The organism is uncultured Methylobacterium sp. (assembly GCF_964244095.1).
GTDB lineage: Bacteria > Pseudomonadota > Alphaproteobacteria > Rhizobiales > Beijerinckiaceae > Methylobacterium.
In genome coordinates this window covers 1-10,469 of the sequence record NZ_CAXTHR010000140.1, presented here as the reverse complement: position 1 = coordinate 10,469, position 10,469 = coordinate 1, and the positions used below count along the sequence as shown (strand labels likewise).

The 10,469-nt window shown below is 70.4% G+C and carries 11 protein-coding genes; 8 read left to right on the top strand and 3 right to left on the bottom strand.

Translation table 11 applies throughout. The annotated features are described in order from the left end of the window. From ACFE86_RS18090 to dksA, 8 genes are all read left to right on the top strand, one after another. On the top strand, positions 1-964 hold a 964-nt coding region (locus ACFE86_RS18090; protein WP_375456710.1), incomplete at its 5' end, for an ABC transporter substrate-binding protein. 24 nt (positions 965-988) lie between these two features. Then, positions 989-1,966: an ABC transporter permease gene (locus ACFE86_RS18085; RefSeq protein WP_375456709.1), complete on the top strand. Its 978-nt coding sequence runs from the start codon at positions 989-991 to the stop codon at positions 1,964-1,966. Further along, the gene (locus ACFE86_RS18080; RefSeq protein ID WP_375456708.1) at positions 1,963-2,925 is read left to right on the top strand and encodes an ABC transporter permease; all 963 of its coding nucleotides are present in this window, start codon (positions 1,963-1,965) and stop codon (positions 2,923-2,925) included. Before ACFE86_RS18085 ends, ACFE86_RS18080 begins: the two co-directional genes overlap by 4 nt. Beyond that, on the top strand, positions 2,922-3,530 hold the full coding sequence (locus ACFE86_RS18075) for a hypothetical protein (protein ID WP_375456707.1): 609 nt from the start codon (positions 2,922-2,924) through the stop codon (positions 3,528-3,530). The genes ACFE86_RS18080 and ACFE86_RS18075 overlap by 4 nt, the downstream gene beginning before the upstream one ends. An 83-nt stretch (positions 3,531-3,613) precedes the next feature. Beyond that, positions 3,614-4,594 carry an ABC transporter ATP-binding protein gene (locus tag ACFE86_RS18070; protein WP_375456706.1) on the top strand — a complete coding sequence of 327 codons (981 nt, stop codon included), beginning with the start codon at positions 3,614-3,616 and terminating at the stop codon, positions 4,592-4,594. Beyond that, complete coding sequence (locus ACFE86_RS18065) at positions 4,591-5,583, top strand: ABC transporter ATP-binding protein (RefSeq protein WP_375456705.1); 993 nt, start codon at positions 4,591-4,593, stop codon at positions 5,581-5,583. The genes ACFE86_RS18070 and ACFE86_RS18065 overlap by 4 nt, the downstream gene beginning before the upstream one ends. A 36-nt stretch (positions 5,584-5,619) precedes the next feature. Next, positions 5,620-7,077, top strand: coding sequence for an amidase (locus tag ACFE86_RS18060; RefSeq protein ID WP_375456704.1), 1,458 nt, complete (start codon positions 5,620-5,622; stop codon positions 7,075-7,077). Positions 7,078-7,337: 260 nt separating this feature from the next. Next, positions 7,338-7,757, top strand: coding sequence for an RNA polymerase-binding protein DksA (dksA, locus tag ACFE86_RS18055; protein ID WP_375456703.1), 420 nt, complete (start codon positions 7,338-7,340; stop codon positions 7,755-7,757). Between the two features lie 91 nt (positions 7,758-7,848). On the opposite strand, the gene flgH is transcribed toward dksA, so the two are convergent. The 3 genes from flgH to flgG form a co-directional block, all read right to left on the bottom strand. Then, on the bottom strand, positions 7,849-8,598 hold the full coding sequence (gene flgH, locus ACFE86_RS18050) for a flagellar basal body L-ring protein FlgH (protein WP_375456702.1): 750 nt from the start codon (positions 8,596-8,598) through the stop codon (positions 7,849-7,851). A gap of 32 nt (positions 8,599-8,630) precedes the next feature. Next, entirely contained in the window at positions 8,631-9,713 is a 1,083-nt protein-coding gene (flgA, locus tag ACFE86_RS18045) for a flagellar basal body P-ring formation chaperone FlgA (protein ID WP_375456701.1), read from the bottom strand. Positions 9,714-9,733: 20 nt separating this feature from the next. Beyond that, positions 9,734-10,469: flagellar basal-body rod protein FlgG (gene flgG / locus ACFE86_RS18040; protein WP_375456700.1), on the bottom strand; the 736-nt coding region annotated here is incomplete at its 5' end.

Sequence of the window (10,469 nt, the reverse complement as noted above, 5' to 3'; positions counted from 1 at the left end):
CGGCTACTGGGGCAAGGTCGAGTCGAACCTCGACGAGGCGGTGTTCACGACGATCGGCAACGACGCCACCCGCGTCGCGGCGCTGCTCGGCGGCGAGGTCGACTGGGCCGATCCGGTGCCGTTGCAGGACCAGCAACGGGTCAACGCCAGCGCCAACGCCACCGTGATGGCGGGCACGGAGCTGCGCACCATCTTCCTCGGCATGGACCAGTGGCGCGACGAGCTGAAGGATTCGAGCGTCAAGGGCAGGAACCCGTTCAAGGACCCGCGGGTGCGCGAGGCATTCTATCTCGCCATCGACGAGGACACGATCGCCAAGCGCGTGATGCGCGGGCAGGCGACGCCCTCGGCCCTGCTGATCGCGCCCTCGCTCTACGACCGCGCCGGCGAGTTCAAGCGGCCGGCGACCGACGTGAAGAAGGCCAAGACGCTGTTGACCGAGGCCGGGTATCCGGACGGCTTCAGCCTGACGATGGACTGCCCGAACGACCGCTACGTCAACGACGAGGCGATCTGCCAGGCGGTGGTGTCGATGCTGGCACGCGTCGGCGTGAAGGTGAACCTCAACGCGCAGCCGAAGGCGAAGTACTTCTCCAAGGTGCTGGCGCCGGCCTACGACACGTCGTTCTACCTCGTCGGCTGGACGCCGTCGTCGCAGGACAGCCACAACATCCTCTATGAGATCGCCGGCTGCCGGAACGACCCGAAGTCGGGCCGCGGCGGCTGGAATCTCGGCAACTACTGCAACCCGAAGGTCGACGCGATCGCCGATCAGGTCGAGGCTGAGACCGACAAGGCCAAGCGCGACGCCGCGATCAAGCAGGGCTTCGAGCAGATCCAGGCCGATTGGGGCTTCATCCCGCTCCACCAGCAGGCGCTCGCCTGGGGCGTGTCGAAGGCCGTGACCCTGACCCAGCGCCCCGACAACATGCTGCTGCTCTACTGGGTGTCGAAGCAGCCTTGACCCGGAGCCCGGAAGGCTGATCCCATGCTCGCCTTCGTGCTCCGCCGCCTGCTGCAATCGGTCGTGGTGCTGGCCGTCGTCGGGCTGATCGCGTTCTCGATGTTCCGGTTCGCGGGCGACCCCGTGAACCAGATCGTCGGCGTCGACACGCCGGTGGCCGAGCGGGTGGAGATCCGCAAGAGCCTCGGCCTCGACGATTCCGTCGCCGTCCAGGCCGCCCGCTACGCCGGCAACGTGCTGCGCGGCGAGTTCGGCATCTCGTACCAGTTCCGCCAGCCGGTCTCGGCGCTGCTCGCCGAGCGCATGCCCGCGACGCTGGAACTCGCGCTCTGCGCGACGATCTTCGCCCTCGTGGTCGGCATCCTCATGGGCGTCTATTGCGCGCTCCGCCGCGACACGGTGCTCGCGAAACTGTTCCTGGCGATCTCGCTCGCCGGCGTCAGCCTGCCGACCTTCCTGATCGGCATCCTGCTGATCTTCCTGTTTTCGGTGACGCTGGGCTGGCTCCCGTCCTTCGGCCGCGGCGACACCGTGCGGCTCGGCTGGTGGACCACCGGGTTCCTGACGGTTTCGGGGCTGCGCGCCCTGGTCCTGCCGTCGATCACCCTCGGCCTGTTCCAGATGACGCTGATCATGCGGCTCGTGCGCGCCGAGATGCTGGAGGTCCTGCGCGCCGACTACATCCGCTTCGCGCGCGCCCGCGGGCTGACCACCCGCTCGGTCCATTTCGGCCACGCGCTGAAGAACACGCTCGTGCCGGTCATCACCATCGCCGGGCTCCAGCTCGGCTCGGTCATCGCCTTCTCGATCATCACCGAGACGGTGTTCCAGTGGCCGGGCATGGGCCTGCTGTTCGTGCAGGCGGTGCAGAACGTCGACATCCCGATCATGGCCGCCTACCTGCTGCTGGTGGCCGCGATCTTCGTGGCCATCAACCTCGCGGTCGACGTGCTCTACACGATCGTCGATCCGCGCCTGCGCCTCTCGGCGCGCACCGCATGAGCGCGAACCTGGACGCCGTCCCGGCGACCCTGCCCGGCGGGAAGCCGCCTTCGCGCTGGGTGCGGTTCCGTAATTCCGACCTCTTCGCGAGCTTCCGCCGCTCGACGCTGGCGATGGTGGCGCTCGCCGTCACGGTGCTGTTCTTCGCGGTGGCGCTCTTCGCGCCGTGGATCTCACCGCAGAACCCCTACGACCCGGCGCAGCTCGACCTGATCAACTCCAACCTGCCGCCGATCTGGACGGCGGAGGGACAATCGCCCTTCGTGATCGGCACCGACGACCAGGGCCGCGACGTGCTCTCGGCGGTGTTCTACGGGCTGCGCCTCTCGCTCGTCGTCGGCCTCCTCGGCGTGCTGGTCTCAGGGAGCCTCGGCGTCGCGCTGGGGCTGATCGCCGGCTACTTCGGCGGCCTCATCGACACCCTCATCATGCGGGTGGCCGACGTGCAGCTCACCTTTCCCGCGATCCTGATCGCACTGGTGGTCGATGGCGTCGCCAAGGCGGCGGCCGGCGGCGGGCTGGACACCAACGCAACCATCGGCCTGATCGTGGTCTCGATCGGCCTGTCGTTCTGGGTGCAGTACGCGCGCACCGTGCGCTCGTCGGTGATGGTCGAGAAGAACAAGGACTACGTCCAGGCCGGGCGCCTGATCGGGCTCTCGTCGCCGGTGATCATGGTGCGCCACGTGCTGCCGAACGTGCTCGGGCCCGTCTTCGTCATCGCGACGATCAACCTCGCGCTGGCGATCATCACCGAGGCGACGCTCTCGTTCCTCGGCACGGGGCTGCCCGAGACGATGCCCTCCCTCGGCACGCTGATCCGCACCGGCAACCGCTTCCTGTTCTCCGGCGAGTGGTGGATCGTCGCCTTCCCCGGCCTGGCGCTCGCCGGACTGGTGCTGGCGATCAACCTTTTGGGGGATTGGCTGCGCGACGCGCTGAACCCGAAGCTGCAATGATGGGCGGAAGCGCGGTTGCTGCCGCCGTCATCCAGGTCGTCGGCGTCGTCGGGGCGGCGCTCGCCTCAATCTATCTCTGGCGGCACCGCGTCGCCGTGGAGAAGGACCTCGAACGGCGGGAGGAACGCCGACGCCGCGAGGAACGCGTCCGAGATCTGCTCGTCGCCATCCGGGCGGAAATCGCCATCGAGACCGCGACCTTGGCGCAGCAATTCGATCCTCTCGTCGCTGCCCAGGTTCAGGCCGCCTTCGCTGTCCTTGTCCGCGACGATCGGCTTCGAGCCAAGACCGCGGCGACGCTTTTCATCTTCGAGGATATCAAGTCCGAACTCGGCATCCTGCCGATCGGATGCGTCGACGAAATCGTCGGTTTCTACAAGTACAATGCGCGGCTCGACGGCCTTCTGATCGCATTCGCGTCAGGTGATTACGCCGGCATCGATCCGGAGCGGCAGGTCAAGGCCGTCGTAGCCTTGATGCAGCTCGGTCGGAACACGTTGCGATCGGGCTTGGCTGCAAAGCGTGCCATCAACGCGTTCCTGCATGAACGCCACGGCCTCGGCCCCCGGTGGTCGAGGCCGGACGATGCGGTCTGCTGCGCCTAAACGATGACGATGATGGGGCCGCTCATGGCTGATCTCCCGTTCGATCCAGTTCCCAGGATACGCCTCGGCAGGGCGCACCGCAAATGACCGACCCCGTCCTCTCCGTCCGCGACCTCTCGGTTGCGTTCGCCACCCGGCGCGGCCTGCTCAAGGCCATCGACGGCGTCTCCTTCGACATCGCCCGCGGCGAGATACTGGGCGTCGTCGGCGAGTCGGGCGCGGGCAAATCCGTGACCGGCGCCGCCGTGATCGGCCTGATCGACCCGCCAGGCCGGATCAGCGGCGGCGAGGTATGGCTGGGCAATGAACGCATCGACGACCTGTCGCCGGACAAGATGCGCCGCATCCGCGGCCGGCGCATCGGCATGATCTTCCAGGACCCGCTGACCAGCCTCAACCCGCTCTACCGCATCGGCCGGCAGATCGTGGAGACGGTGCAGACCCACACCGACCTCTCGGCCAAGGCCGCCCGCACCCGCGCCATCGACCTGCTGGCCGAGGTCGGCATCCCGGCGCCCGAGCGGCGCATCGACGGCTACCCGCACGAGTTCTCCGGCGGCATGCGCCAGCGCGTGGTGATCGCGCTGGCGCTCGCGGCCGAACCCGAACTCATCATCGCCGACGAGCCGACGACCGCGCTGGACGTGTCGGTGCAGGCGCAGATCATCGCCCTGCTGAAGCGCCTCGGGCGCGAGCGCGGCACGGCGGTGATGCTGGTGACCCACGACATGGGCGTGATCGCCGAGGCCGCCGACCGCGTCGCGGTGATGTATTCCGGCCGGATCGCCGAGATCGGGCCGGTGCGCGCGGTGGTGCGCGAGCCGCTGCACCCCTATGCCAAGGGCCTGATGGGCGCGATCCCGACGCTGACGCAGGACATCGGCCGCCTCGCCCAGATCCCCGGCGCGATGCCGCGGCTCACCGCGATCCCCGACGGCTGCGCCTTCCATCCGCGCTGCCCGAGCGTGTTCGCCCGCTGCCGGGTCGAGCGGCCCGACCCGATCCCGGTCGGCGAGCACCGCGTCGCCTGCCACCTCTACGACCGCGCCGCGGCGGCGGCATGAGCGCCGCGCCCCCTTACGTCGAGGTCGAGGGCCTGCGCCGGCTGTTCGACGTGTCGAAGCCGTGGCTCAACCGGATGATCGAGCGCCAGCCGCGGCAGTGGCTGAAGGCCGTCGACGGCGTCGCCTTCACGATCGCCCGCGGGGAGACCTTCGCGCTCGTCGGCGAGTCCGGCTCCGGCAAGTCCACGGTGGCGCGCATGGTGGTCGGGCTGCTGCCGCCGACGAGCGGGGACGTGCGCATCACCGGCATCTCGATGACCGACCCGCGCGCCGCCGCCGCGCGCCGCCGCCTGCGCCGGCGCATCCAGATGGTGTTCCAGGACCCCTACGCCTCGATGAACCCGCGCTGGCGCGTGCGGAAAATCGTCGCCGAGCCGATCCGCGCCTTCAACCTGATGCACGGCGAGGGGCCGATCGCGGCGCGCGTCGGCGAGTTGCTGACGCTCGTCGGCCTGCACCCGGACGACTGCGTGAAGTACCCGCACGAATTCTCCGGCGGCCAGCGCCAGCGCGTGGCCATCGCCCGGGCGCTCGCCTCCGAGGCCGAGTTCCTGGTCGGCGACGAGCCGACCTCGGCGCTCGACGTGTCGGTCCAGGCCCAGATCCTCAACCTGATGCGCGACCTTCAGGACCGGCTCGGGCTCACCTACCTGTTCATCAGCCACAACCTCGCCGTGGTGCGCCACATGGCGAGCCGGATCGGGGTGATGTATCTCGGCCGCGTGGTCGAGATCGGCGGCGGGCGAGACCTCTTCACCCACCCCAAGCACCCCTACACGCGGATGCTGCTCGACGCGGTGCCCGACATCGGCCTCACCGGGCGGCAGCGCACCCCCGTCTCCGGCGAGATCCCGAACCCGATTGACCCGCCGCCGGGCTGCGCCTTCAACCCGCGCTGCCCGTTCGCGAACGACCGCTGCCGCACCGAGGTGCCGGCGCTGATCGACGGCGTCGCCTGCCACGCGTTCCAGGAGGGCCGGCTGGCGTGAGGGACCGCCGAAGCCCGCCTGCCCCATGAGGTTTCGATGATCCCTGCCGAGACAACACGATCCGACATCGTCGAGATGAGCGCGGTTGCCCTGTCGGCGGCCATCCACGCACGGGACGTCTCGTGCGTCGAGGTGATGCGCGCCTACTTGGCTCAGATCGAGCGGCTGAACCCGGCGGTGAACGCCCTCGTCGCGCTCCAGGACCCGACCCTCTGTCTGGCCGAGGCGGGCGAGCGCGACGCGCGGCTCGCCCGCGGCGAGAGTGCGGGGCCGCTGCACGGCTTCCCGCTCGCGGTGAAGGACCTCGATGCGGTCCGCGGGCTACCCTTCACGCAGGGCTCGCCGATCTTCCGCGATCGGGTCGCGCCCTCGGACTCGATCATGGTCGAGCGCCTGCGCCGGGGGGGCGCGGTGTTCGTGGCTAAGACCAACACGCCGGAATTCGGCCTCGGCTCGCACACCTTCAATCCGGTCCACGGCGCCACCGCCAACGCCTACGACCAAGCCAGATCCGCCGGCGGGTCGAGCGGCGGCGCGGCGGTCTCGGTGGCGCTCGGGATGCAGCCGGTCGCCGACGGCAGCGACCACGCCGGATCGCTGCGCAACCCGCCGGCCTTCAACAACCTGTTCGGGTTGCGCACCAGCTACGGCCGCATCCCGATCGAGGCGCGCGACGTGTTCACGCCGGGCCTCGCGGTGTCGGGCTGCATCGGCCGCTCGCCCGCCGACATCGGCCTGATGCTGTCGGTCCAGGCGGGCGCCGACCCGCGGGTGCCGTTCTCGATCCCGCAGGAGCCGGGCGTCTTCGCGGGCGACCTGGCGCGTGATTTTGCCGGCACGCGCATCGCTTGGCTCGGCGATCTCGGCGGCCACCTAGCGTTCGAGCCGGGGGTTCTCGAACTAGGCGAGCGGGCGCTCGCCGCCTTCGCGGCGATCGGCTGCCGGGTCGAGCACGCGCAGCCCGCTTTCGACATGGAGCGCCTCTGGCGCGATTGGCTGACGTTGCGCGCCTGGATGACCGCCTCCAGCCTGCGGCCGCTCTACGAGAACCCGGCGCACCGCGCCCTGCTCAAGCCCGAGGCGGCCTGGGAGGTCGAGCGTGGCCTCGCGCTCACGGCCGACCAAGTCACCGCCGCGCAGGAGGGCCGCACCGCGTGGTACGAGGCGGTGCGCGGCTTCATGGAGACCCACGACTTCCTCGTCATGCCGAGCGCGCAGGTCTTCCCGTTCGCGATCGGCCTGACATGGCCGAAGGTGATCGGAGACCGGGCGATGGACACCTATCACCGCTGGATGGAGGTGGTGATCCCGGTGACCATGAGCGGCCTGCCCGCGCTCAACGTTCCCGCAGGGTTCGGTCCGGCCGGCCTGCCGACCGGCATCCAGGTCGTCGGCCGCAACCGCGGCGAACGCGCCTGCCTTCAGCTCGGCGCCGCCTACGACGCCGCGACGAACTGGGTTTCGCGGCGTCCGCCACCGCTGCTCGGGCCCTGACGCGGACGCCCGAACAGGACGCCCGCGCCGCGCGGAGCGGTCCCTCTCGCTCAGGCCGTCGCCCGGCTCGGCGTCCGCACGTCGGAGACCCGATCCCGGCCCGATCGCCGCCGACCGTGTCGTCTTTGCCGCATGATGTGGCGCAGTGCCTGCAAGCTCCGGGCGCCGCCCGGGGGTCCGTTGTCGCAGCAATCCGCCTCGACTATACGGCAGGCCGTTATCGCCGCAGACCGGCCGTACGGACGATGGAAGGGCGACGCATGGCGAAGGTGACGCTGGAGGACGGCTACGCTCCGTCCGACGACGAGCCCTTCATGAACGAGCGCCAGCGCGAGTACTTTCGGCGCAAGCTGCTCGGCTGGAAGAGCGACATCCTTCGGGAGGCGCAGGACACCCTGGTGGCGCTGCAGAGCGAGAACGAGAACCACCCCGACATCGCCGACCGCGCCTCCTCCGAGACCGACCGGGCGATCGAGCTTCGCGCCCGCGACCGCCAGCGCAAGCTCACCGGCAAGATCGACGCGGCGCTCGCGCGGATCGAGGACCGGTCGTACGGCTATTGCGAGGAGACCGGCGAACCGATCTCGCTCCGCCGGCTCGATGCCCGGCCGATCGCGACCCTGTCGCTCGAAGCACAGGAACGCCACGAGCGCCGCGAGCGCGTCTACCGCGACGACTGACATTCCGCGGCGCGGCTCGAACGCTCGCGGCAACGGGGTGGCGTGCGACCGCCCGGTCCCTGCGACGGTTCGCGCACGATGATCGCAACGATCAGAACGGGAGCAGGATGTCGACGATCTGCTGGCCGTAGCGCGGCTGCTGCACGTCGGTGATCTGGCCGCGGCCGCCATAGGCGATGCGCGCCTGGGCGATCTTGGCCGAATCGATGGTGTTGTCGGATTCGATGTCCTCCGGCCGCACCACGCCGGCCACGATCAGTTCGCGCACCTCGAAGTTGATGCGGATCTCCTGCTTGCCCTCGACCACGAGGTTGCCGTTCGGCAGAACCTGCGTGACGATGGCGGCGACGTTCGTCGTCACCGTCTCGGCGCGCTGCACCGAGCCGGCGCCGTCGCTCGACGAATTCGAGGTCGTGGTGAGCAGCTTGTCCGGCGTGATGCCGGCGGCGAGCACGGCGGCGTTCTTCTCCAGGCCCGCGGCGTTCGGCAGCCCGAACCCTTCCGCGTTCGAGCGCGACCGCTTGGTCTCGTTGTTGAGGTTGGCCTTGTCGGTGACGTTCACCTTCACGGTGACGAGGTCGCCGATCCGCGCGGCGCGCTGGTCCTTGAAGAAGGCGCGCGAACCGGTGCGCCAGAGCGAGTTCGGCGCATACGAGACCGGCTGCACGTCGGGCATCGGCAGGCGCACCGGCTTGTAGCCGGCCTGCGCCGTCGGGTCCTCGATCGCCGACAGGTTCGGCTGCGCGCCGACCTGCGCGAGGCGGTCGACGGTGTTGCAGGCGCCGAGCCCCGCACAGACGAGGATGGCGGCGGTGTGCAGGGAACGCGGGCGATGACGCATCGGATCGTCTCTGTCGGGGGAGCGGACGGCGTTCAGCGGAGCGAGGTCGGCGGTTCGGCGCTGGCCTGCCGCTGGAGGGGCGCGGGGCCGACGGAGACGCGGCCCGGGCCGATCACCACGGCCTGCAGGGTCTTCTTCGAGGCGACGTTGACGACGTTGACCGTGGCGCCCATCCGGCCGGCATCGCTCGCCTGACCGCGCATCGCGAGGCTGATGCCGGGCGATTCGTAGACGATGGTCACCGCCTCGCCGCGGGCGACGAGCTCCGGCGGCGCGGTGTCGCCGGTCCGCAGGATCGCGCCCTGGCTGAGCGTCCGCTGCGCCACCTCGCCGGCGAGCGAGGCGGCCGAGCCCTGTGCGTCCGGCGGCGCGGCCTCGCGCGGGCGACGCTCGATCGCGAGGTCGGCGGCGGTGACCGGCTCGCCGCGGTTGATCGTCCGGGCGACGACCGCCACGTCGCGCATCTCGACGACGAGCCCCGAGACCCGGAGCGAGGCCTGCCGCTCGCCGAGCGTCATCAGGCCGCTGAGCCGGCGCGAGCGCGGATCGTAGCTGAGGTCGAGGGCAAGCACCTGACCGTCGAGGTCGACCGGCGCCAGCAGTATCGGTCCATCGCCGTCGAGGCGCACGCTGACCGCCTTCGCGTCGAGGCCGTAGCCGGCCTCGAGGGCCCGGCGCAGGGCCGCTTCGATCTCCTGGGCGCCGACCCGGCGCGCGGCGCGCTGCACTGCGACCTGGAGCCGGCCGCCGGTCTCGACCGCGCCGAGGTTCAGGGCCGCGACCGCCTCGACGATGCGCCGCGCCTGGATCGTACCGGTGGCGCCGAGCGCCGGCGCCCGGAACATCGGGCGCCGGGCGGCCGAGGCGGGCGCGCCCTCGACGAGGTCGTCGAGGGTCAGCACGTCGCCGCGCGCCGTCACGTCACCGCGTAGCCGCATCGGCGCGTCGGCCAGCGCCGGCAGGACGCAGGCGCCGAGCACGGCGAGCGCCAGGAAGGCGAACGCCGCGCGCAACCACACGCCGGCGCCGATCGGCGCGATGCGGGTGAGGGGGCGGCGAGCGACCGGGGCAAGGTAGCCGACCGGAGCGGCGTCCGGAACGTCGAGAGCGGGCATGAGCGTCTTCGATCGTGGCACTAGCTGCGGAACATCTGCGAGGTGGTGGACAGCATCTGGTCGGCGGCGGTGACGACCTTCGAGTTCATCTCGTAGGCGCGTTGCGCGGCGATCAGCGACGAGATCTCGGTGACCGCGTTGACGTTGGCCTCCTCGAGGTAGGATTGCTGGAGGTTGCCGAAGCCCTCGGCGCCGGGCAGGCCGCTGATCGCCGGTCCGGAGGCGGCGGACTCGATGAACAGGTTGTCGCCGATCGATTCCAGCCCGGTCTTGTTGACGAAGCGGGCGAGCTGGAACTGCCCCAGCGCCTGCGGCGCGGTCTGGCCGGGAAGCGTCGCCTGCACCGCGCCGGTGGCGCTGATGGTCACCGCGGTCGCGGTGTTCGGCACGGTGACGCCGGGATCGACGAGGTAGCCGTCGCGGGTGACGAGCTGCCCCTGCGCCGAGAGGTCGAACGAGCCGTCGCGGCTGTAGGCGGTGCGCCCGTCCGGCATGGTGACGCGGAAGAAGCCCTCGCCGCGGATCGCGACGTCGTAGTCCTTCTCCGTCGAGGTCAGCGTGCCCTGCGACATGATGCGGGCGGTCGAGACAGTCTTGACGCCGGACCCGATCGCGAGCCCGGCCGGAAGCTGGGTGTTCTGGTCCGAGGTCGAGGCGCCGGCCCGGCGCAGGTTCTGGTAGAGCAGGTCCTGGAAATGTGGCTGCTGGCGCTTGTAGCCGGTGGTGCGCAGGTTCGCGATGTTGTTCGAGATGACC

Excerpts from the sequence above, each read along its gene's own strand:
- ACFE86_RS18070 (WP_375456706.1), top strand. The coding sequence starts at position 3,614 with ATGACCGACCCCGTCCTCTCCGTCCGCGACCTCTCGGTTGCGTTCGCC.
- ACFE86_RS18065 (WP_375456705.1), top strand. The coding sequence starts at position 4,591 with ATGAGCGCCGCGCCCCCTTACGTCGAGGTCGAGGGCCTGCGCCGGCTG.
- ACFE86_RS18060 (WP_375456704.1), top strand. The coding sequence starts at position 5,620 with ATGATCCCTGCCGAGACAACACGATCCGACATCGTCGAGATGAGCGCG.
- ACFE86_RS18085 (WP_375456709.1), top strand. The coding sequence starts at position 989 with ATGCTCGCCTTCGTGCTCCGCCGCCTGCTGCAATCGGTCGTGGTGCTG.
- dksA (WP_375456703.1), top strand. The coding sequence starts at position 7,338 with ATGGCGAAGGTGACGCTGGAGGACGGCTACGCTCCGTCCGACGACGAG.
- flgH (WP_375456702.1), bottom strand. The coding sequence starts at position 8,598 with ATGCGTCATCGCCCGCGTTCCCTGCACACCGCCGCCATCCTCGTCTGT.
- ACFE86_RS18075 (WP_375456707.1), top strand. The coding sequence starts at position 2,922 with ATGATGGGCGGAAGCGCGGTTGCTGCCGCCGTCATCCAGGTCGTCGGC.
- ACFE86_RS18080 (WP_375456708.1), top strand. The coding sequence starts at position 1,963 with ATGAGCGCGAACCTGGACGCCGTCCCGGCGACCCTGCCCGGCGGGAAG.
- flgA (WP_375456701.1), bottom strand. The coding sequence starts at position 9,713 with ATGCCCGCTCTCGACGTTCCGGACGCCGCTCCGGTCGGCTACCTTGCC.